Raw genomic sequence first — 21,991 nt, 5'->3', positions numbered from 1 at the left:
GGATTGAGGCCTCCCACTCCGACGACCCGGCAGACGGCATTGCACTGGCGGTCCGAGCGTCGATGCTGGTTCTCGTGCTGGCCAGCAACTCAGAAGGCAGCACAGAGGGACGACAGGTCGAATATTTCTTATGATATTTTTATTCGATGGCATAATTAGTATAAATATGCGACGCCGGACATGTAACAAGATATATATCATTTTGTAATTGCGGGGTGCCGGGTGAAGATCGGCTTTGTCGGCGGTCGATCCATCACGAGACCGCATCCCTCACGCTGCGTGATGCCGGTCCAGCAGGGGCGCACTATATCGGACCGGGCGCGGGATCGATCCGGCGCCCCGTCTCCTCCCTCACCCGACCCCGCATGCTCACCCCCACCGATCCGTCCCAGGTCGATTCGACCGCCCACATCATCCAGGTGGCATTGACGCCGGTCTTCCTGCTCTCCGGCATCGCGACCCTGCTCAACGTCTTCTCGACCCGCCACGCCCGCGTCGCCGATCAGGTCGAGAAGCTGTCCGACCGCGCGAGCGAGCGGCCCGGCGACCAGGCCCGGCTGCGCGACCTGCGCCGGCGCAGCCTCGCCCTCGACGTGGCGGTGGTGATCGCGGCCCTCGGCGGCGTCGCGATCTGCGGCGCGGTGCTGACCCTGTTCGTCGGCACCCTGCGGGACGCCGCGGTGGCGAGCGTGCTGTTCAGCCTGTTCGGCGCCGCGACCGTCTGCACGCTGGCCTCGCTCACCGCCTTCGCGATCGAGATGATGCTGGCAAGCCGCACCGTGCGCACCGAGGTGGCCCAGCAGCAGCAGGAGGAGGCGGAGAACCCGGCGCGCTGAGCCCGCGGAACCGTCCCGGACGAGGTCGGTTCCCCAAGGAACCCGCCCCCGATCCCGGAGAGCCCGCCATGCCGACCGAACTCCCCAACGAGCGCTCCCTCCGCGCGCCCGGCACGATGGAGCTCGACCCGTCCGGCGACGGCGTCGCCCTCGACGAGACCCGCCGGCTGATCGCCTCGAACAAGGTCGAGGGCACCGCCGTCTACGACCGCAAGGGCGAGCATCTCGGCAGCGTCTACAATTTCATGGTCGACAAGGTGACCGGCCAGGTCGCCTACGCGGTCCTGTCCTTCGGCGGCTTCCTCGGCTTCGGCGAGAGCTACCACCCGGTGCCCTGGAAGGCCCTGACCTACGACGTGCGCCTCGGCGGCTACGTCATCGACATCGATCCCGGCGCCCTGGCCGAGGCGCCGCGCCACGGCCCGGGCGAGGACCCGTTCTCGGATCCGGCCTATGGCGAGCGCCTCGACGATTATTACGGCGGCCGCGCGCCGACGATCTGAGGCCAGCCGTGAGCGACGCAGGCCAGGAGCAACGGGAGGCGCCGGCCGGCGAGGTCGCCCGCGGGGCGGGCTTCGCGGTGGCGCCGGGCACGGTCAAGCGCCCCGGGGTGCTGGTGGCGATGCCGTTCGACCGCGCCCTGCTGGCCCGCTTCAAGGAGAGTTTTCCGACCGCCCGCTGGCGGCGCAAGCTGCGGCGATGGTTCGTGCCCGGCACCACCGCCGAGCAGCGGGCGGATGCCTGGATCGCCCGGGAGATCTCGGCCCTCGACGCCTACGGCGACGACAAGGGCCGCGACGCCTACGCCTTCGAGCCGCTGGCGAGCCCCTACCTGATCGCCGGGCCCGAGGCGCTGCTCGTCCGCACGCCGTATTCGCGGATCGTCGTCGACACCCTGCGCACCATCCCCTTCGCCGCCTGGGCGCCGGAGATCCGGGCCTGGCGGGTGCCCTGGCGTTCCTACGAGGCGCTGAAGGAGGCCTGGCCCATGATCGAGGCGGCGGCGGTCGAGAACGAGCCGGCGGCGCGCCGCGCCCGGCGCGAGGCCGCCCGCAACCCCGCCGCCGAGGCGGAGCGGCGGCGCCGTCGCCATCCGGTGCCGCGGGGCGATGCCCCGCCGCTCGGCGCGGCGGTGGAGGTGGCGGAAGCCGGCGTGGTGGTGTTCGAGGCCCTCGACGACGCCCCCGTCACCGAGACCGAGGCGCTGGCCCACTATCCGGCGATCACCGTGCCGGGGCCCCTGGTCTGGGGCTGGTGGCGGATCCCGACCTTCAACGAGATCGCCGAGACGGTTCCGGCGGCATTCCCCGATGCGCCCGGCCGCGGCTGGTGGCCGGCGACCCGCGCCGGCCTGGAGGAACGCCTGCGGCGCCTGCGCGAGACCGCCCGGGCGCAGGAGACCCGGAAGAAACGGGCGGCCGCCGAGGTGGAGACCCGCGACCCCCGCTAGAGCATTGTCCGACGACGTGGATACCGGCTCGTCACAAAAAATGCGGCAACATCAAAGGGCTGGAGCGGCGTCCGATGGCAGCGCGATCGGACGCCGCTCCAGATCCGGCTTTCGGAACCCGGCTCCTAGAACTTGCCGCCGAGTCCGACCGACCCGCCCGACCCCATGGTGGGCGACAGGCCGCCGCTGCTGCCGCTCGGGCCGCCCTCGCCCTCGATGTCCTCGCGGCGGATGCGCCGGGGCTGGGCGGTCAGGGTGTCGCCGCCGCGGGTGCTGCTCGGGACGTTGAGGCGGCGGGTCGGCTCGGTCGCGGCCTGGGCGAGGTCGCCGTTGCTGCGGGCCGGCAGCTTCACGTCGCCGCGCAAGGACGGCGGCGGGCCGACATCGCCGGTCGGGAGCACGCCGCCGACCTGGCCGAGGGGATTGTTGATGCAGCCGCCCGCGAGCGCGGCCACGGCCACGACGAGGCAGGCTCTGGACAGGACGGACATCGGCAACTTTCCGGGTTCCTGGGGGCCGGCCCGCCGGGGAGCGGGGAACGGCGTTGACGAACCTCTAACGGCCGAGGCGCCCGAAGGCCAGCCGCGCCGTCCGCCCGCGCACGGAACCCCGATGCTTTGCCGGGCTTTCGTGCTCGGCTGCCACAGACAGAAAGTCTCGCCGTGATCCGCAACCTGATCTTCGACATCGACGGGACCCTGCTCGACAGCGTCGATCTGCACGCCGACGCCTGGGCGGAGGCGTTTCGCCACTTCGGCATCGACGTCGCGCCGGAGGCGGTCCGCAGCCAGATCGGCAAGGGCGGCGACCAGCTGATGCCGGTCTTCGTGCCGAAGGACCGCCTGGAGCGCGAGGGCGAGGACATCGAGACATTCCGCTCGGACCTGTTCAAGGAGACGTACCTCCCGCGGGTCCGGCCGTTTCCGGGCGTGCGGGCCCTGTTCGAGCGGCTGAAGGCGGAGGGCCACGTCCTGGCGCTCGCCTCCTCGGGCAAGGCCTCGGAGGTCGAGCGCTACCAGGAGATCGCCGGCATCCGCGACCTCATCGACGTGGCGACCAATTCCGACGAGGCCGAGCGCTCGAAACCGCATCCGGACATCTTCGAGGCGGCGCTCGCCCGGCTCGGCCATCCGCCCAAGGGCCAGGCGATCGTGATCGGCGATTCGCCCTACGACGCCGAGGCCGCGGTGAAGGCCGGGCTGCCGGTGATCGGCGTCCTCTGCGGCGGCTTCCCGGAGGCCGGCTTGAGCGAGGCCGGCTGCACCGCGATCTACCGCGACCCGCAGGACCTGCTCGACGGCTATGCGAGTTCGCCCCTGCGGCGCGGGGTGCCGTAGACCCGGGCCCGTCGATGCCGGCCCATCTTGCCGGATGAACCTCGGCATGCGACTCGTGCGGGCGGTTCCACGCTGACAGGATGTTCATTCCTTGCCCGGCCCGCGTCGCCTCGCCGCCCTGCTCCTGGCCGTTGCGCCGCTCCTGGCCGTCGCGCTGCCGGCAACCGTCCTCGCGCAGCAACCGCCGGCGGCCCCGAACGCCGACGCCTCGGATTTCGCCAGGATGGAGGCGGCCCAGAACGCCGCCAACGCCGTGCCGGGCGCGCGCAGCGTCCCGGGCCGGCGCATCCCGGTGCCGGGCACGGTGAGCCCGGAATTCCAGGCGGCGATCGCGGCGCCCTACCGGGTTCCGGCCTGGAACGCCGATCCGGGCAATGCGGCGGAGTGGAAGGCGCTGGTGGCCAGGCTCGCCGCCCAGACCGCCGCGCCCCTGCCGGCCCTGCGCGAGCGCCTGGGCGTCGTCTCGACCCCGGAGGTGATCGGCGGCGTCAAGGCCTGGATCATCGCCCCGAAGGTCGTGCCCGAGCGCAACCGCCACCGGCTGCTGATCCACATCCATGGCGGCGGCTACGTCTACAACCCGGGCGAGGCCGGCACGGTCGAGGCGGTGCTGATGGCGGCCTTCGGCGGCTTCACGGTCATCTCCTTCGATTACCGCATGCCCCCGGACGCGCCCTACCCGGCGGCGATGGACGACGCCATGGCGGTGTGGAAGGCGGCGCTCGGCCTGCAGCCGGCCGAGAACATGGCGGTGTTCGGCACCTCGACCGGCGGCGGCATGACGCTGGCGCTCATGCTGCGGGCCAAGCGCGAGGGCGTGCCGCTCCCCGCGGCAATCGCGCCCGGCACGCCCTGGTCCGACCTGACCGAGACCGGCGACAGCTACAAGGCCAACGAGTGGCTGGACAACGTGCTGGTCTCCTATGACGGCGTCCTGACCCGGGCGGCCCGGCTCTACGCCGCCGGCCGCGACCTGCGCGACCCCCAGCTCTCGCCGATCTACGGCGACCTGCGCGGCCTGCCCCCGACGATCCTGACCACCGGCACCCGCGACCTCTTTCTGTCGAACACCGTGCGCACCCACCGCAAGCTGCGCCAGGCCGGGGTCGAGGCCTCGCTCCAGGTCTTCGAGGGCATGAGCCACGCCCAGTACCTGTTCGACCCAGATGCGCCGGAGACCCGCGAGGTCTTCACCGAGATCGCCGGGTTCCTGGACAAGCATCTGGGAAGCGCGGCGAAGACGCCGTGATGCGCGGAATGGGCGGCTGCCTGGAACGCGCCGACGTCTAGCACGCCTCTGAGAGTGCTTGAGGGTATTCAGACATCCTGTCCCCAACCTCATCCTGAGGTGTCAGTCGATCGAAGATCGACTGACCTCGAAGGAGGGCTCCAGAAGTCCCGGCGATCCCTGGAGCCCTCCTTCGAGGCTCCTTTCAGTCGCACCTCAGGATGAGGTGGGCGGGTGGGATGCGCTGCCCATCCTCGCTGCTTTGATGGATCGATTCGCCCGAACTCTCAGGCCGCCCGCACCGTATCGAGGAACCGCCCGACCTCGCCCGCCAGGTACTCCGACTGGCGCGACAGTTCGGAGGCCGCCGCGAGCACCTGGCTTGCCGCCGCACCGGTCTCCTCGGAGGCCTGAGCCACGCCCGCGATGGTGCTGGTGACCTCGCCGGCGCCGGTTGCGGCCTGGGAGACGTTGCGGACGATCTCCTGCGTCGCCGCACCCTGCTGCTCGACCGCCGAGGCGATCGAGACCGCGACCGCGCTGATCTCGCGGATCCGGCCGGTGATCCCGTCGATGGCCGAGACCGCCTGATCGGTCACGCCCTGGATCTCGCCGATCTGGCCGGCGATCTCCTCGGTGGCCCTGGCGGTCTGGGAGGCGAGCTGCTTGACCTCGGCCGCGACCACGGCGAATCCCCGCCCGGCCTCGCCGGCACGCGCCGCTTCGATCGTGGCGTTGAGAGCCAGGAGGTTCGTCTGCGCGGCGATGTTGGAGATCAGCCCGACCATGTCGCCGATCCGGGCCGAGGTGGTCTTCAGCGCCTGGACGAGGTGGCCGGTCTTGTCCGCCTCGCCGACCGCGGCCTGGGCAAGGCCGGCCGAGCCCTGGACCTGGCGGCCGATCTCCTGGACCGAGGCGCCCAGCTCCTCGGCCGCCGCCGCGACCGTGCCGACATTGGATGCGGCCTCCTCGGCGGCGGCGGCAACGGTGGAGGATTGCGACGCGGTCTGCGTCGCGGTGGCGGTCATCGTGCTGGCGGTGGCCTGCAGCTCGGTCGCCGAGGACGAGACGAGGCCGACGATCCCGCCGACGGCGCGCTCGAACCCGTCGGCCATCTCCGCCATCGTCCGCCTGCGCTCGGCGGCGGCCGCCGCCTCGGCCAGGCGCTTGACCTCCGCCTGCTCGGCCGCCTTGCGGGCGACCATGTCGCGAATGCTCTCGACCGCGCGACCGACGGCGCCGATCTCGTCGCCGCGCGCCGCCTCCCCGATCGCCGCATCCGCCTCGCCCCGCGCCATGCGCTGGAGCCCGGCGACGAGGCTGCCGAGGGGGCGGGTGATGCCGAAGACCACGATGAGGATGGCGAGCCCGAGGGCGGCGAGCAGACCGATGGCGGCCGCGCCGACCAGCACCGTACCGGCCTTGGCCGAGGCCAGGTCGGCGGCGTCGCTCGCCTGCTTGAGCTCCGCCGCGAGGACATCGATGCGCGATTGCACCACGTCGCGGACCTTCGCGCGGATCGGCGCGGCGTCGACGAGCAGGAGCTTGCCCGCGCCGCCGTTGTCGTTCTGGAGCCCCAGGGTGTTGGCCCGGGCGGAAATCGCGAAGAACTCGACCAGGGTCTCGCGCAGATCCCGCGTCATCGCCTTGCGCTCGGGAGTGTCCGACAGGGCGATCAGCGTGTCGGCGCTGGCGAGGGCAGCCTTCTCGGCGCCCTCGTAGCGCTCCTTGTAGCCCGCCATCTGCTCCTGGCGGGTTTCCATCGCCATGTTGCGGCTCTGGACCGCCGCCTCGTTCACGTTGATGCGGATGGTCAGGATGCCATGGACACGGACCATCTGGACCTGCACGATCTGGCGCGCCTGCGCCGCCAGATCGTGGAGATTGGTCCGCGCATACAGGACGAGCCCACCCGCGACGGCAGCGACGATCAGGAGCGGCAGCGCGGCCTTGATCAGGATACGGGTATTGCCGAGAAACGTCATGGGCCACGACCGAGAGTTGAAGATCGTGGCGATTAGTTTCCACAAATCGTTAAGGGGATCTGAAGCGCTTACACGCATTCATGGAAACTGAGGAAGCTAACAGTTTCATGCGGCAGCGATCGATCGCGCATCCGAAGATATAGGTACAAAGTCCTACGCTCGGGATCGATATCCTTCGGAATCAATCCGGTCAGGGCAAGTTGCGGACGGGCCGAGGGATCGACGGCGGCCCTCCTTCGGACCGCTCCGCTACCACTCCCCGGGCCTGCGCCACCGTCACCGCCCGGTAGGCCTGCACCGCCGCGCCGGCCGCCTCCGCCGTCGGGGCCGGGCCGGACCGAGCGCGCAGGTAGGCGCCGAGGGTCGAGAGCCGCAGGCCCGCCGCCCGCACGATCAGCGCCAGGGCGTCGAGGCCGGTCGCGCGGTGCGCCGCCCGCGCCTGCGTGGGCGAACAGCCGGCGAGATGGGCAAGACCGATCAGAGCCTCGTCCGTCCGGCCCTCCGCGAGCCACAGGCGCAGGTCCGATTCGTCGAGTCCGAGCCGGATCCGCAGGGCCACCGCCGCGACGGCGCGCCGCCCGGGTGCGGGATCGGGACGGGTGGGCCGCAGGAGCGCATCGCGCTGGCGCGGCAGCAGCCCATTGCGGGCCTCGAGCCCCGCCGCGAGGCGGTCCCGGTCCTCCATCCGCTCGGACAGGAGCGTGAGCGCGAGGAGCGAGAGGTGCGCCCCGCGGTTGGCGACGAGCGTCGTCAGCACCGATTGGTCGCCCCGCTCGGCCAGCGTATCCGCCACCCGGGCGGCGACCCTCTCGCGCCGGGCGATCGCCGCGAGATGCACCGGCCCCCGGCGGCGGGCGATGTCCAGCAGCACCTCGTCGGAGAGCACGGGGCAGCGCGCGAGCACCGGCACCGCGACGCTCGCCTCGGAATCGCAGGCAAGCCGCCGCGCCAGCTTGCGCGGCGGCCGGGACAGGCCGACGACCTGCCGGGCGAGCCGCCCGCGGGATCCCGTGCCGGCGCCCTCGGCGAGCACCGTCATCACCTCGTCGAAGGCGCCGATCTGCAGGACCGAGAGCCCGTCGGCCCGGGCCACCAGGAGGTCGGCCATGCCGTCGAGAACCCGGGCCGCATCGCCGACCCGCTCGGCCGCCTCGACCAGGTCGGCGAGCGAGGCCGCCGGTCGGGCCGTCCCGGGTCGGCGGGATCTCCCGGATTGCAAAGCCGCGGCCGACGCCATCGGGCGAACATCCTGTCACGAACCTCGCGGCATGCTACCGGCGCGATGGTTACACCGGCCTTAGCGGCGGGCCGATCCCACCGGCCGGGGCGACGACCCCGAACCGGCTGCGGGCTTGTCATGCGGCAGTGCAGCATCATCTAACCGCCGGGATTCGTGCGGCGGGCAGCGGAGGCCCCATGGACGAGCGGGATCGAGTGGATGGCCGCGACGAATGCCGGGTGCTGGTGCTCCAGGGCGGCGGGGCGCTGGGCGCCTACCAGGCCGGCGTCGCCGAGGCGATGGAGGACGCCGCACTCTCGCCCGACTGGGTCGCCGGCATCTCGATCGGGGCGATCAACGCCGCGCTCATCGCCGGCAACCCGCCCGGGCGCCGGGTCGAGCGGCTGCAGGCATTCTGGGACAAGGTGTCGTCGGGCATCACCGTCTCGCCGTGGTGGCCCGGCGAGCAGGCCCGCGAGGTCTTCAACGCCTGGAGCGCCGCCTTCGGGGCCCTGGCAGGGGTGCCGGGGTTCTTCACCCCGCGCGTTCCCCCGGCCCCGCTCTACCCGGCCGGCGCGCACCAGGCGCTGAGCTACTACGACACCGCGCCGTTGCGGCAGACGCTCACGGAACTGATCGACTTCGATCGGATCAACGCGCGCGCGACGCGGCTCAGCGTCGGCGCGGTCAACATCCGCACCGGCAACTTCGTCTATTTCGACAATCACCGCGAGCGGATCGGCCCGGAGCACATCATGGCCTCGGGCGCCCTGCCGCCAGGCTTCCCGCCGGTGGAGATCGACGGCGAACTCTACTGGGACGGCGGCATCGTCTCGAACACGCCGCTGCAATTCGTGCTGGACGAGGAACGGATCCGCGACCTCGCGGTGTTCCAGGTCGACCTGTTCAGCGCCCGCGGGCCCCTGCCCCGCACCCTCTCCGAGGCGGCCGAGCGCGAGAAGGACATCCGCTTCTCCAGCCGCACCCGGCTCAACACCAACGACCAGATCGAGATCTTCAAGGCCAAGACCGCCTTCCGGCGTCTCTACGACAAGCTGCCGCCGGCGTTGCGCCAGGACCCGGACGTCGCCTTCCTGGCCGAGGTGAGCCACCAGAACGCGGTGACGATCCTGCAGCTGATCTACCGCGCCAAGAACTACGAGAGCGACGCCAAGGATTACGAGTTCTCGCGCACCACGATGCTGGAGCACTGGAAGGCCGGGCGCAACGACGTGCGCCGCTCCCTGCGCCACCGCCGCTGGATCGAGCGCTGCCGGCCCGATCTCGGCGTGACCGTGTTCGACCTCACCCGCGACGCACGGGACTGACCCTGGACGAGGAGCGACGCATGACCCGCGACGAGATCCTGAAGGCCCCCTCGATGCCGGCCTTCAGCCCGAGCTACCCGCACGGGCCGTACCGCTTCCTGCGGCGCGAATACCTGATCATCACCTACGAGACCGACCCGGACGCGCTGCGCGCCGCACTGCCCGAGCCGCTCGAGCCGGCGCCCGGCAACCTCGCCTTCTACGAGTGGATGAAGATGCCGGATTCCTCCGGCTTCGGCGATTACGAGGAGAGCGGCTCGGCCATCGTCGCGACCTACAACGGCGAGCCGTGCAACTACTCGGTCCAGATGTATCTCGACGACGAGCCGCCGATCACCGCCGGCCGCGAGATCTGGGGGTTTCCGAAGAAATACGGCGTGCCCCGCCTCAAGGTGATGAAGGACACGCTGACCGGCACCCTGCACTACGACGACGAGCGGGTGGCGATGGGCACGATGACCTACAAGCATCGCAGCCTGGAGGCTCAGCTCGACACGGTCCGCGACGGAATCGGCCAGCTCAACGTCAACCTGAAGCTGATCCCGGACGTCGATGGCGGGGTGAAGGTGGCGCAGCTCGTCGGCTACCGGCTCCAGGACATCACCGTCCATGGCGCCTGGGAGGGCGAAGCCCGGCTGCACCTGATCCCGCACGTCAATTGCCGCGTCGCCGACCTGCCGGTACGACGGATCGTGCGCGCCCGCCACCAGATCGTCGATTTCACCCTGCCGTACGGCCACGTGCTGCACGACTACTTGGCCTGAGGAGATGGATCCCATGTCGCTGAAATCCAAAACCCTGCAATCGAAGACCGCCCTCGTCACCGGCTCGACGAGCGGCATCGGTCTCGCCATCGCCAGGGCCCTGGCGGAGCAGGGCGCCAACGTGGTCATCAACGGCTTCGGCAAGCCGGAGGCGATCGAGACGGAGCGGGCCGGCATCGAATCCGAGTTCGGCGTCCGCGTGGTCTATTCCGGCGCCGACATGAGCAAGGGCGACGAGATCGCCGCCATGGTGGCCGACGCCGAGAAAGACTTCGGCGCGGTCGACATCCTGGTCAACAATGCGGGCATCCAGTACGTCTCGGCGATCGAGGAATTCCCGGTCGAGAAGTGGGACCAGATCATCGCGATCAACCTGTCCTCGGCCTTCCACACCATGCGGGCGGCGATCCCCGGCATGAAGAACCGGGGCTGGGGCCGGATCATCAACACCGCCTCGGCCCATTCCCTCGTCGCCTCGCCCTACAAGTCGGCCTACGTGGCGGCCAAGCACGGCATCGCCGGCCTGACCAAGACCGCGGCGCTCGAACTCGCCACCCACAAGATCACCGTCAACTGCATCTCGCCGGGCTACGTCTGGACCCCGCTGGTCGAGGCGCAGATCCCCGACACCATGAAGGCCCGCGGCCTGACCAAGGACCAGGTGATCGACGAGGTGCTGCTGAAGGCCCAGCCGACCAAGGAATTCGTCACCGTCGATCAGGTCGCGGCGATCGCGACTTTCCTGTGCTCGGATGCGGCGAGCCAGATCACCGGCAGCAACCTCACGGTGGATGGCGGCTGGACGGCGCAGTAACGAGATGAGAGGCGGGGGAGCCGGGTTTGACGGCTCCCCCGATGAGAAAAAGCAAATTATCTCTTCGATTTTCGCGACGATAGTCATATCAACCATGTCATTCCAGGACTGCGCAGCGGAGCCCGAAATCCAAAGCCGTTGATCGTTCAGGATCAAGCGAAGAGCGTCCCGCTTCCTTCCGCACCACCTGAAAGCCTTTTTGGGCATGATTTTCTACCAAATACCTGAGCAGGCGAGATCATCCCATACTCTAACCTCATTCTGAAGTGGAAGGGTGGGATATCCCATGATCCCTTTCGGTTTTTTCAAATCACTCCGCTCATCCAGGCGCTGAGTTTCCGGATCGGGCTCTGCTCTCGCGGCCCCGGATTGACGAGGAGGGTCGGAGGAGCGCCGCCCGAGTCATGCTGGCCGGCGCCGCCGCACGGCCTGCCGCCAGGTGCCGGTTGCCGGTTGCCGGCCCCCGACGTCATCCCTTTCCGTGGCGTTACGACCTTTTAATGAAGTCATTCAGCAACCCGGTTCACATCGGTGTATTATCTGAATGTCGCCAACGCGCTGATGCCGCAAACAAAGTCGGCATCGATTTCAAGAGGAGGCATGCCATGTCCTACCGGAAATCTCTCGCTGTCGCTCTCGTCGCCACGACATTCCTCGGAGGCGCCGCCTATGCGACCGAGCAGGCGACCAAGCCGGCGGCGACGCAGGAGAACGCGGCCCAGCGGGCGGTCGACCAGGATGTCGGCAAGCTCTCGAAGGACGGCGCCCAGGCGTTCCGCGACATGCATCTCGCCCGCATCGCCATCTTCGACGCCGACCCGTCCCAGGCCAAGAGCCTAATCGCCAAGGCGCAGGCCGCCCTCACCAAGGCGAAGACCGACGACGCCGTGTTCCTCAAGGCCGAGTCGGAGCTGAAGACGCCGGCGGACATGGCGACAGCCAAGACGGCGAAGACCGACAAGACTGCCGATGCCAAGACTACCGATGCCAAGACAGCCGAGGCGAAGCCGGCGTCCAAGGACAAGGTCGCCTGGGTGCCCGTCGATGCCCAGATGACGCTCGGCGAAGACTTCATCGCGACGCCCGAGAAAGCCTCGGCCGTGACCGAGGCGAACAAGAGCCTCGCCAAGGGCGACCAGAAGGGCGCCATCGAGAAGCTGCGGCTCGCCCATGTCGACGTGAACTTCGTCATGGCGGTCCTGCCCCTCGACAAGACCACCGCCGACGTGAACCAGGCGGCCGCGCTGATCAACCAGGGCAAGTATTACGAGGCGAATGCCGCGCTGAAGACCGCGGAGGACGGGATGCACTTCGACGTGATCGACGCGATCGGCCTCCCGAAGGCCGGCGTGACGGGCAGCGCCGCCAGGCCCGCTTCCCAGCACTCGGCCGCGACCGCGGACGGTAAGACGGTCAAGTAAAGAGTGGGCGAAGTGAAAGGTGAAGCTGTCGAAGCGGTGAGTCACCGTGAGGGCCCGGGGCGGCGCGTCCGTCCCGGGCCCTCCCCGTCCGGAGCCGGCCATCGGGAGTTCGCCGTGACATTGTCCTGGAGCGCGCTTCCCGTTCTGGTCGGACTGGCCCTATGCGGCCCCGCGGCGGCCCGGGGGACCGAGGCGCGGGGGAACGACTTCCCCGCCTTCGCCCCACGCGCGGCCTGCGGACTGGAGCGCGGCTCCGGAGCCCGGGCCACGAGCTACCGCGGCTGCCTGTCCGACGAGCGCGCGGCACGGCGCCGCCTGCGGCACGGCTGGACCCGGTTTCCGCTCGCCGACCGGCGGAACTGCCGGGCGATGAACGGGATCGGCGGATCACCGTCCTTCGTCGCCCTGCTGACCTGCCTGCAACTCGGCGATGGCGGCCTGCCGCGCCAGCCGCCGCCTCTGCCTCCGGCCGTCCGATGACCGACACGCCTGAGCGGACTTGCGTCGGCAGGCCAACGCTTCGCCCGCTCAGGTTCTTGTCATGTCGCAGATTTTTCACGCCGAACCGGTCACCGCTTCGGCGAAGTCCGCTTAAGACATTTTCCGACGAAGTGGATACCGGTTCGTCGCAGAAAATGCGGCAAAATCAATGACCTAGGGAGATTCGCGATTGCAGCGCGATCGTGAAGTGCTCTAGCGGCGCCCATGCACCAGGAGCGCGAGGCCGTAGCCGACGGCCCCCGCGACGAGCAGCGCGAGGAGCGGGGTTTCCTCGACGGCGTGGGTCACCGTGCGGGTGCCGCGCTGCGCCGCGTGGCGCCCGCGCTCGTAGGCATCCTCGGCGTAGTCGATGGCGGTGTCGGCGGCGTCGCGCAGGCCGTCGCGGGCCTGGCCGGCCAGGCTCTCGGCCTGCCCCTGCGCCTCGCGGAACCGGCCCTCGACCTGGGCCCGGCGGTCGCCCGCCAGGTCCCCGAGGGCGGCCTGCGCCTTGCCGCCGATCTCGCGCGCCGCGCCGGTGATGCGATCGGTATCGACCATCTGTCTCTCCCTTGCCGGAGGGGCGCCTCGAGGACGCGCCCCGTATCGAAGCCGTCCGACGACAGGTGGGACGGTCAAAGGGCGCGGCAATGGCCGCGGACGACATTCCTCTCGGCCCCGTCGGGTGATGCGCGGGCCGGGCGCAACGGCGAGATGCCGCAGCCGTCGCCGTCGCCGAGCGGCGCAGGAGGCCGCGGGGTGGAGGCGCGACAGCCGGGAGCACGAACCCCTCGTCGGCGGGGTCGGGAGAGGGGCGGCGCGACCCCGATCCGCAGGGCGCCGGTCAGAACGGGTCTGCTTCGCCTGAACGCGTGGCTCCCCTCTCCCGCCCGCCGCCCGCCCCGGGAGGGGGAAGGGTTCGTTCGCAGCAGTGCTGCTTTCCCGCAAACCAGCGCCATGCCGGAGCGTCGTCTTGAGGCGCGCACAAGACGATCGCCGGCTTCATATCCCTTCGCCCGAGCCGGCAAACGACCTGCTGTCCAGACCCCAAGACCATTCCTGGAATTGATTTAAAGTCGAGCGAACCCTGTTCTTGCGCCGCAGGCCGGGGTTGCCTGCGAGATCGTTTCGTGCAGACTGCGCCGCACCTCGGACATGATGCACGGACAGACAGCCAACCGCCGCATGAGCCTGACGACTGCGCAAATCCTCGACCTCGCCCCCGATGCCGCGAGCCGCAAGGCCGGGCAGGACCAGGCCAAGCCGGCGAAATGGAGCGGGCTCGGCCGGGCCGGATCGGTGATCTGGGGCGAGATCAAGGGCAGCGGCGCGAGCCCCTACCGCACCGTCGCGGACCTCGCCGGGCCGGCCTCGAAATGCACCTGCCCAAGCCGGAAGTTCCCCTGCAAGCACGGCATCGGCCTGATGCTGGTCGATGCCGCCGCCGCCCTGGCGGAGGCCGAGCCGCCGGACTGGGTCGCGGCCTGGACCAGGGGCCGCGAGAGCCGCGCCGCGGCGGCGGAGACGAAGGCTGCCGAGCCGGCCAAGCCCGTCGACGAGAAGGCGCAGGTCCGGCGCCGCCAGGCCCGCGAGGAGAAGGTCGCGGGAGCCCTCGACGAGCTGGACCTCTGGCTGCGCGACCTGATGCGCCGCGGCCTGGCGGCGGCCCGCGCCGAGCCCTACGCCTTCTGGGACCGCATGGCCGGGCGCCTCGTCGACGGGCAGGCCTCCGGCCTCGCCCGCCGGGTGCGCGCCCTGCCGGGGCTGGTCGCGGCGGCGCCGCAGGCCGGCGCGGCCCGGCCGGAGGCGGCCTTGGGCCTGGCGCTCGGGCGCATCGCCCTCCTGGTGCGCGCCGCGCGCCGGCTCGATGCCCTGGCGCCCGAGCAGGCGGCGGGATTGCGCGCGGCGCTCGGCTATCCGGTCACCGCCGAGGAGATGGCGGCCCGGCCGGACCGGACCGACGACTGGGCGGTGCTCGCCCACGCGATCGAGGAGGAGGACCGGCTGACCGCCCGCTCGGTCTGGCTCGTCGGCCGCCGCTCCGGCGCCGTCGCGCAGGTGCTCGATTACGGCACCGCCGGCTCGCCCCTGCCCCCGGTGCCCGCCGCTGGCCAGGATTTTTCGGGGAGCCTTGCCTTCCATCCCGGCGATCCACCCCTGCGGGCGGTGTTTCGCGAGGGCCGGGCAGGCCCGGCGTCGGAGCCCGGCCTGCCCGGCGGCGGCAGCGTCGCGGCGGCGCGAGACACCTTCGCGGAGGTGCTGGCCCGGGCGCCCTGGACCGAAAGCTGGCCGGTCCGGCTCGCCGGGGTGCGCCTCGGCCGGCTGCCGGGGCAGGCGGGCGGCGCGGTCGCCTTCGCGGCCGGCGACGGGACCGGCTGCCTGCCCCTGCGGGCCGATCCGCGCCTGCCGAGCCTGCTCGCGGTGGCGGGCGGGCGCCCGGTCGACCTGTTCGGCCTGCATGACGGCCACGGTCTCACCCCGCTGGCGCTGGCGACCGGGGGCCGCCTCTACGCGATGCCCGCGCAGGCCGCGCAAGCCGTGCTGCTGCACGTCGCCTGAAGGCAGGGAACCGAGGATGACCGACCCGACCGACCTCGTCGCCGACGGCTGGGAGCCGATCCTGGCCGCCGCCCTGCTCGGCGCCGGGCGCGCCCCGCCTGCCGCCCCCGGCCCCCTGGCGGATCTCGTGACCGAGTCCGATCCCGGCAGCGCGCTCCTGGCGCGGCTGGCGCTCCACGGCATCCACCACCTCGCCGGGCTCGACCTCGCGCCCGGCGCGATGGAACCGCTGGCGGTCCGCGAGACGGCCGGGCCCGAATGCCCGCCGGCCGCGGCGAACCGGCTCCATGCCCTCCTCACCGGCGGCCACGCCGGGCGCGAGCGCCTGCGCGAATGGTTCGACCTCGCCGCCTCGTTGCAGGTACGCCCGCCCGCCTGGCTCCACCAGGCGCTGATGCTCCAGGCGGGCAACCTGCCGGAATCGGCCGGCGCCGTCATCGGCCCGGACCTCGCCTGGCTCGCCGCCGCCTGCGGCGGGGAGCAGGACGGTCCTTCGGCCGATGCCCCGGCCGACTGGACCGAGGGCAGCTTGCCTGAGCGCCGCGCCGCCTTCGCGGCCTTCCGCGCCCGCGACCCGGACGGCGCGCGGACGGCGCTCGAGGCGGTGTTCCGCAAGGAGAAGGCGGAGACCCGTACGGCCCTGGTCGGCGCCCTGTGGACCGGACTGTCGGACGCCGACGGCCCCTTCCTCGAAACCTGCCTCGACGACCGCGCCGCGGGCGTCCGCGAGGCCGCGCAGCGCCTGCTGCCGCGCCTGCCCCGCTCGCTCTTCGCCTCGCGCATGGCGGTCCGGGCGACGGCCGCGCTCGTCATCGAGAGCAAGGCCCGCCTGCTGCGGAGCACGACGCACGAACTGGTCGTCACCCTGCCGCAGGAATCCCCGACGCTCGCCCGCGACGGCGTCGCCCCGAATGCCTGGGAACAGCGCGGCGGCGGCATCCGGGCCGGCCTGCTGCGGGACATCCTGGCGGCCGCCCCGCTCCATGCCTTCTCGGGCCATCCGCCGCGGCTCTGGATCGAACTCGCCCTGCGCAGCGAATGGGCCGAGCCGATCCTGCGAGGGTTGTTCTCGGCGGTCGCCCGCGACGGCGACCCGGCTTGGACGACGCAGATCGCCGACGGGCTCGCCGAGGCCTACGAGGGCAAGCTGTCCGGTATCCGGCGCACCAACGAACTCCTCCGCCGGTGGGTAGAGGCCATCGACCTGCTGCCCGGACCCGAATGGGAGGCGCGGGTGACCGGGCTGATCCACGCCCGCAAGATCGAGGTGGTGCTGGCGATGCTGGAGAAGGGCCCGGATGCCTTCTCCGAACGGTTCAGCGCCGTCGTGATCGACTGGCTCGCCTTCGTCATCCGCGGCTCCGAGAATCTGCGGCGCGACCTCGCCAAACCCTGGCTGATCGCCCGCCTCGGCGAGCGGCTGTGGCCGGGCGAGGACATCGCGGCCACGGCCGGCGCCCTTGGCGCGCGGCTGCCGAAGGACGAGGGCCACGACCGCCTGCGCCAGCAGGTCACCACCCTGGCCGAGACACTGGAGCTGCGCGTCGCGATCCGGCGCGAATTCCAGCAATGACGCCCACAGCCTGACCCGCACCGAGGAGACAGCCCGAGGATGACCATCAAAGCTGCGCAGTCGCGCCAGGTCTCTCAGCTTCGGCAAGCCGCCGAGGATGCCTTCGCCGAGGAGATCGCCGCCCTGCGGCAGGCCGACGACCGGCCGCGCCCGCCGAACTGGCAGATGTCGCCGCAGGCGGTCGTCACCTACCTTCTCGGCGGCACGCTCGCCTCCGGCTTCGCGGTGACGCCGAAATACATCGGCGACCGGCGCCTGATGGAGGTGGCGGTGGCCACCCTCGCCACCGACCGGGCGCTGCTGCTGCTCGGCGTGCCCGGCACCGCCAAGAGCTGGGTCAGCGAGCACCTGGCGGCGGCGATCTGCGGGACCTCGCGGCTGATCGTCCAGGGCACCGCCGGCACCAGCGAGGAGGCGATCCGCTACGGCTGGAACTACGCGCTGCTGCTCGCCAAGGGGCCGAGCCGCGAGGCGGTGGTCGGCTCGCCGATCATGCGGGCGATGAACGAGGGCCGCATCGCCCGGGTCGAGGAGCTGACCCGCATCCCCTCGGAGACGCAGGACAGCTTCATCACCATCCTCTCCGAGAAGACCCTGCCGATCCCCGAACTGAACGAGGAGGTGCCGGCGCAGAAGGGCTTCAACCTCATCGCGACGGCGAACAACCGCGACCGCGGCGTCAACGAATTGTCGAGCGCGCTCAAGCGCCGCTTCAACACCGTGGTGCTGCCGCCGCCGGCGACGATCGAGGCGGAGATCGCCATCGTGGAGACCCGGGTGGCGTCGTTGGGGCGCGCCTTCGAGATCCCGGCCGAGCCGCCCGGCGCCGACCAGATCCGCCGCGTCGTCACGATCTTCCGCGAGTTGCGCGAGGGCGTGACGGTGGACGGCAAGAGCAAGGTCAAGCAGCCCTCCGGTACGCTCTCGACGGCGGAGGCGATCAGCGTCGTCGGCAGCGGGCTGGCGCTCGCCGCGCATTTCGGCGACGGCCGCCTCTCGGCGCACGACCTCGTATCGGGCATCTCGGGCGCGGTGGTGAAGGACCCGGTCCAGGACGCGATCGTCTGGCGCGAATACCTCGAGACCGTGGTCAAGGAGCGCGAGGGCTGGAAGGATTTCTACAAGGCGGCCCGCGCGAGCGCGTGAGCCCGCGGGCCGTCCGATCGATATCCGTCGATTCGGCAGCCTCACACATCTCTCCCACCCACGACCTCATCCCGGGTTCGTGCTCGTTTGGTCTCTTCCGGATCTCGAACCCTCCATGTCATTCCGGGGCCGCGCAGCGGAACCCGGAATCCAGAGCCGCCGAGAGTGCAGAAAAAGGCGGATCGCGTTCCGCTCTATCCTTTCACACCTGCGGTTCTGGATTCCGGGTTCCGCTTTCGCGGCCCCGGAATGACATGGAGGGTTTCGAGACCGTCGAGACCAATCGGACAGGCTCCGGGATCGCGGGTGGGACGATCCGCACACACGGTCAAACAGGCTCTCAGCGACGATGCCCGACATCCGCCTCTTCGGCATCCGCCACCACGGCCCCGGCTCGGCCCGCTCGCTGCGGGCGGCGCTCATCGACTTCGCGCCCGACTGCCTGCTGATCGAGGGGCCGCCGGATGCCGACGCGCTGATCCCGCTCGCCGCGCACGAGGCGATGGCGCCGCCGGTGGCGCTCCTCGTCTACCGGCCCGACCGGCCGCGCGACTGCGCGTTCTTCCCCTTCGCGGCCTTCTCGCCCGAATGGGTGGCGATGCGCCACGGGCTGGCGGCGGGCGCCGCGATCCGCTTCATCGACCTGCCGCAGGCGATCCAGCTCGCCGACGGGTTCGGGAGAGCCCCGGAGGGCGATGCCGCGCCGATCGAGGCCGAGCCGGTCGCCGACGCGGCGGAGGAGGCGCCGGGACCGGTGCCGGCCCCGGCCGCGATCCGCCGCGATCCCCTCGGGGAACTCGCCGCCGCCGCCGGCTATCCGGACGGCGAGCGCTGGTGGGACGCCTTGGTGGAGAGCCGGGCCGGCGCCGACGGCGACGTGTTCGCGGCGATCGCCGAGGCGATGGGCTCCCTACGCGACGTGCCCGAGCCCGATCCGGTGGACGGTCTGCGCGAGGAGGCCCGCGAGGCCCATATGCGGGCGGCGATCCGCAAGGCCGCCAAGGAGGATTTTTCGAAGATCGCCGTGATCTGCGGCGCCTGGCACGTGCCGGCGCTCGCCCGCCACGATGCCAAGGGCCAGGCCTCCGCCGACAACGCCGTGCTCAAGGGTCTACCGAAGACCAAGGTCGCGGCTGCCTGGGCGCCCTGGTCCTACGAGCGGCTGGCCTCGGCCTCCGGCTACCGCGCCGGGGTTCTGTCTCCCGAGTGGTACGACACGCTGTGGCACCACGAGGGCCGGGTCGCCGCCCGCTGGCTGGCCCGGGCCGCCGCGCTCCTGCGCGCGGAAGACCTCGACGCCTCGCCGGCCTCGGTGATCGAGGCGGCGCGCCTCGCCGAGGCCCTGGCGGCGTTCCGCGGGCGGTCCCGCCCCTCCCTCGACGACCTCGACGAGGCGACGCAGGCGACCCTCTGCTTCGCCGACCCGGCGCCGATGGGGCTGATCCGGCGCAAGCTCGTCATCGGCGAGCGGCTCGGCGCCACCCCGCCCGACAGCCCCGGCACGCCGGTGGAGGCGGATTTCGAGGCGCAGTGCAGGCGCCTGCGGCTGAAGCCCGGCGCGGCGGCCGGCGACCTCGTCCTCGACCTGCGCAAGGAGACCGATCTCGCCCGCAGCCACTTCCTCAACCGGCTGGCGCTGATCGGCGTGCCCTGGGGCACGCGGCGCGAGGCGCGCGGGCGCGGCACCTTCAAGGAGGCGTGGTTCCTCGCCTGGCAGCCGGACTGGGTGGTGGAGCTGGTGGCGGCCTCGGCCGAAGGCGGCACCGTGGCGGAGGCCGCCGCCTCCCGGGTGAAGACCCGGGCCCGGGGGGCGCAGCGCGTCGCCGAGCTGTCGGGCCTCGTCGGGACGCTGCTCGATGCCGACCTGCCCGAGGCGACGGCGCAGGTGGTCCGGGCGCTCGACGACCGCGCCGCGGTCTCGGCCGACGTGTTCGACCTGATGGACGCGCTGCCGGCCCTCGCCGAACTTGCCCGCTACGGCTCGGTGCGTTCCTCGGACACCGAGCCGGTCCTGGCGCTGGTGCGGGGCCTGGTGCCCCGGGCCGCCGCCGGCCTCGTCGCCGCCTGCCAGAGCCTCGACGACGATGCCGCGCAAGCCGCGAAAAAGCGCATCGTCGCCGTCTCGGGCGCGGTCGCCCTGCTGGAAGACCCGGAGTTGAAGGCGGCTTGGCAGGACGCCTTGCGGGCGCTCGCCGACCAGGACCACGTCCATGGCCGCGTCGTCGGCCGGGCCGTACGGCTGCTGTTCGACGACCGCGCCATCGATGCCGAAGAGGCCGGCACCCGCCTGCATCTCGCCCTGTCGCGGGCCGCCGGCGCCGTGCCGGCCGCCGCCTGGATCGAGGGTTTCCTGGAGGAGAGCGGCCCGGTCCTGATCCACGGCCAGGGCCTGCTCGGCATCGTCGACGGGTGGCTCGCCGGCCTCGACGAGGCCCTGTTCACCGAGCTGCTGCCGCTGGTGCGCCGCACCTTCGCGACCCTCGCCCCGGCCGAGCGCCGGGCCATCGGCGAGGCCCTGGCCCGTCCGGGGGGCGCCGCCCCCGGCGCGGAGGGGCCGGAGGGATTCGATGCCAGGCGGGCCGCGGGCGTGCTGCCGATCCTGCGCCTGCTGCTCGCGCCCACGACGACCGCTGGAGACGCCGCATGAGCGAGACCGAACGCCTGCGCCGCTGGCGCCTCGTCCTCGGCGGCGGGGCCGCGGAGGGGACCGGCTGCACCTTGGGCGAGCGCGACCTGCGCCTCGACCGGGCGCTGGGCGCCCTCTACGATTCCGACCGCAAGGGGGGCCTCGGCGCCTCCGCCCCCTCCGTCCCGCGCTGGCTCGGCGACATCCGCGACTACTTCCCGGCCTCCGTCGTCCAGGTGATGCAGCGCGACGCCTTCGAGCGGCTCGACCTCAAGCGGATGCTGACCGAGCCGGAGATGCTGGACGCGCTCCAGCCCGACGTGAACCTCGTCTCGACCCTGATCTCGATGCGCGGCCTGCTCGGCGGGCGCACCAGGGAGACCGCCCGCCTCGTGGTGCGCAAGGTGGTGGACGAGCTGATGAAGCGGCTGGAGGAGCCGGTCCGCCAGGCGGTCAACGGGGCGATCGATCGCGCCAGCATCAACCGCCGGCCGCGCCACGCCGAGATCGACTGGCACCGCACCATCCGGGCGAACCTGCGCCACTACCAGGCCGAATACCGCACCATCATCCCGGAAACCCGCCTCGGCCACGGCCGCAAGAGCCGCGGGTCGCTGAAAGACGTAATCCTGTGCATCGACCAATCCGGCTCGATGGCGAATTCGGTGGTCTATTCGAGCATCTTCGGGGCGGTGATGGCGTCCCTTCCCGCGGTCTCGACGCGGCTCGTGGTGTTCGACACCCAGGTGGTGGACCTGACCGACGAGCTGGACGATCCGGTCGAGGTTCTGTTCTCAGTCCAGCTCGGCGGCGGCACCGACATCAACCGGGCAGTGGGCTATTGCGCGTCGCGGATCACCCGGCCCGAGGACACGGTGCTGGCGCTGATCTCCGATCTCTACGAGGGCGGGGTGGAGGCCGGGCTGCTGGCGCAGGCGCAGCGCCTGGTCTCCGCCGGCGTGCAGGTGGTCGTCTTGCTGGCCCTCTCCGACGAGGGTGCGCCTGCTTACGACCGGGCGCTCGCCGCCCGTCTCGCCGCCCTCGGGGTGCCCTCGTTTGCCTGCACGCCGGACCTCTTCCCCGACATGATGGCGGCGGCGATCCGCAAGCAGGATCTGGGGGTGTGGGCGGCGGGGGCCGGGATCGCGGCGGTGCCGGCGGCGGGGGGTGGTGGAGTGGCGTAGGGCGACGGGCCGCGCGGATTGCCGGCTACGGTACACGACACAGC

At 71.5% G+C, this 21,991-nt stretch carries 19 protein-coding genes; 15 read left to right on the top strand and 4 right to left on the bottom strand.

The window, feature by feature from the left end:
• The first annotated feature begins 365 nt into the window (after positions 1 to 365).
• The 3 genes from F1D61_RS31950 to F1D61_RS31940 all read left to right on the top strand — a co-directional run bounded on the left by F1D61_RS31950 (position 366) and on the right by F1D61_RS31940 (position 2,286).
• Positions 366 to 836 carry a DUF2721 domain-containing protein gene (locus F1D61_RS31950; RefSeq protein WP_203155909.1) on the top strand — a complete coding sequence of 157 codons (471 nt, stop codon included), beginning with the start codon at positions 366 to 368 and terminating at the stop codon, positions 834 to 836.
• A gap of 68 nt (positions 837 to 904) precedes the next feature.
• Positions 905 to 1,339 carry a PRC-barrel domain-containing protein gene (locus tag F1D61_RS31945; protein ID WP_203155908.1) on the top strand — a complete coding sequence of 145 codons (435 nt, stop codon included), beginning with the start codon at positions 905 to 907 and terminating at the stop codon, positions 1,337 to 1,339.
• A gap of 8 nt (positions 1,340 to 1,347) precedes the next feature.
• A complete protein-coding gene (locus F1D61_RS31940; RefSeq protein WP_203155907.1) occupies positions 1,348 to 2,286 on the top strand; it encodes a hypothetical protein in 939 nt (312 codons plus the stop codon).
• A gap of 125 nt (positions 2,287 to 2,411) precedes the next feature.
• Here F1D61_RS31940 and F1D61_RS31935 read toward each other — a convergent pair whose 3' ends face one another.
• Complete coding sequence (locus tag F1D61_RS31935) at positions 2,412 to 2,777, bottom strand: hypothetical protein (RefSeq protein ID WP_203155906.1); 366 nt, start codon at positions 2,775 to 2,777, stop codon at positions 2,412 to 2,414.
• A gap of 174 nt (positions 2,778 to 2,951) precedes the next feature.
• On the opposite strand from F1D61_RS31935, the gene F1D61_RS31930 reads away from it, so the two are divergent.
• Together F1D61_RS31930 and F1D61_RS31925 are read left to right on the top strand one after the other, a co-directional pair.
• Complete coding sequence (locus tag F1D61_RS31930; protein ID WP_203159380.1) at positions 2,952 to 3,623, top strand: HAD family hydrolase; 672 nt, start codon at positions 2,952 to 2,954, stop codon at positions 3,621 to 3,623.
• Between the two features lie 91 nt (positions 3,624 to 3,714).
• Positions 3,715 to 4,872, top strand: a complete 1,158-nt coding sequence (locus F1D61_RS31925; protein WP_432443193.1) for an alpha/beta hydrolase — start codon at positions 3,715 to 3,717, stop codon at positions 4,870 to 4,872.
• A 266-nt stretch (positions 4,873 to 5,138) separates the two neighbouring features.
• Here F1D61_RS31925 and F1D61_RS31920 read toward each other — a convergent pair whose 3' ends face one another.
• Both F1D61_RS31920 and F1D61_RS31915 read right to left on the bottom strand, forming a co-directional pair.
• Entirely contained in the window at positions 5,139 to 6,836 is a 1,698-nt protein-coding gene (locus tag F1D61_RS31920) for a methyl-accepting chemotaxis protein (RefSeq protein ID WP_203155905.1), read from the bottom strand.
• 190 nt (positions 6,837 to 7,026) lie between these two features.
• Positions 7,027 to 8,073, bottom strand: a complete 1,047-nt coding sequence (locus F1D61_RS31915; protein WP_203155904.1) for a DUF2336 domain-containing protein — start codon at positions 8,071 to 8,073, stop codon at positions 7,027 to 7,029.
• A gap of 179 nt (positions 8,074 to 8,252) precedes the next feature.
• On the opposite strand from F1D61_RS31915, the gene F1D61_RS31910 reads away from it, so the two are divergent.
• The 5 genes from F1D61_RS31910 to F1D61_RS31890 all read left to right on the top strand — a co-directional run bounded on the left by F1D61_RS31910 (position 8,253) and on the right by F1D61_RS31890 (position 12,862).
• Positions 8,253 to 9,383, top strand: coding sequence for a patatin-like phospholipase family protein (locus F1D61_RS31910; protein ID WP_203155903.1), 1,131 nt, complete (start codon positions 8,253 to 8,255; stop codon positions 9,381 to 9,383).
• A 20-nt stretch (positions 9,384 to 9,403) separates the two neighbouring features.
• Entirely contained in the window at positions 9,404 to 10,147 is a 744-nt protein-coding gene (locus F1D61_RS31905; RefSeq protein WP_203155902.1) for an acetoacetate decarboxylase, read from the top strand.
• Between the two features lie 13 nt (positions 10,148 to 10,160).
• Entirely contained in the window at positions 10,161 to 10,961 is an 801-nt protein-coding gene (locus F1D61_RS31900; RefSeq protein WP_203155901.1) for a 3-hydroxybutyrate dehydrogenase, read from the top strand.
• A gap of 605 nt (positions 10,962 to 11,566) precedes the next feature.
• On the top strand, positions 11,567 to 12,382 hold the full coding sequence (locus tag F1D61_RS31895) for a YfdX family protein (RefSeq protein WP_203155900.1): 816 nt from the start codon (positions 11,567 to 11,569) through the stop codon (positions 12,380 to 12,382).
• Positions 12,383 to 12,496: 114 nt separating this feature from the next.
• Entirely contained in the window at positions 12,497 to 12,862 is a 366-nt protein-coding gene (locus F1D61_RS31890; protein WP_203155899.1) for a hypothetical protein, read from the top strand.
• Between the two features lie 213 nt (positions 12,863 to 13,075).
• On the opposite strand, the gene F1D61_RS31885 is transcribed toward F1D61_RS31890, so the two are convergent.
• Complete coding sequence (locus F1D61_RS31885; protein WP_203155898.1) at positions 13,076 to 13,420, bottom strand: CsbD family protein; 345 nt, start codon at positions 13,418 to 13,420, stop codon at positions 13,076 to 13,078.
• 624 nt (positions 13,421 to 14,044) lie between these two features.
• Between F1D61_RS31885 and F1D61_RS31880 the strand changes: the two genes are divergently transcribed.
• The 5 genes from F1D61_RS31880 (at position 14,045) to F1D61_RS31860 (ending at position 21,947) form a co-directional block, all read left to right on the top strand.
• Positions 14,045 to 15,418 (top strand): SWIM zinc finger family protein, encoded by a 1,374-nt coding sequence (locus tag F1D61_RS31880; RefSeq protein WP_203155897.1) that lies wholly within the window; start codon positions 14,045 to 14,047, stop codon positions 15,416 to 15,418.
• Positions 15,419 to 15,434: 16 nt separating this feature from the next.
• On the top strand, positions 15,435 to 16,991 hold the full coding sequence (locus tag F1D61_RS31875) for a DUF5691 domain-containing protein (RefSeq protein WP_203155896.1): 1,557 nt from the start codon (positions 15,435 to 15,437) through the stop codon (positions 16,989 to 16,991).
• A gap of 39 nt (positions 16,992 to 17,030) precedes the next feature.
• Complete coding sequence (locus F1D61_RS31870; protein WP_203155895.1) at positions 17,031 to 18,137, top strand: ATP-binding protein; 1,107 nt, start codon at positions 17,031 to 17,033, stop codon at positions 18,135 to 18,137.
• Between the two features lie 349 nt (positions 18,138 to 18,486).
• Positions 18,487 to 20,784: a DUF5682 family protein gene (locus F1D61_RS31865; RefSeq protein ID WP_203155894.1), complete on the top strand. Its 2,298-nt coding sequence runs from the start codon at positions 18,487 to 18,489 to the stop codon at positions 20,782 to 20,784.
• Positions 20,781 to 21,947 carry a vWA domain-containing protein gene (locus tag F1D61_RS31860; RefSeq protein WP_203155893.1) on the top strand — a complete coding sequence of 389 codons (1,167 nt, stop codon included), beginning with the start codon at positions 20,781 to 20,783 and terminating at the stop codon, positions 21,945 to 21,947. Before F1D61_RS31865 ends, F1D61_RS31860 begins: the two co-directional genes overlap by 4 nt.
• The last annotated feature ends 44 nt before the right edge of the window (positions 21,948 to 21,991 follow it).

This window comes from Methylobacterium aquaticum (assembly GCF_016804325.1).
Taxonomy (GTDB): Bacteria; Pseudomonadota; Alphaproteobacteria; order Rhizobiales; family Beijerinckiaceae; genus Methylobacterium; species Methylobacterium aquaticum_C.
The sequence above is the reverse complement of the archived record's forward strand: the minus strand, read 5'-3'. Positions and strand labels throughout refer to the sequence as shown.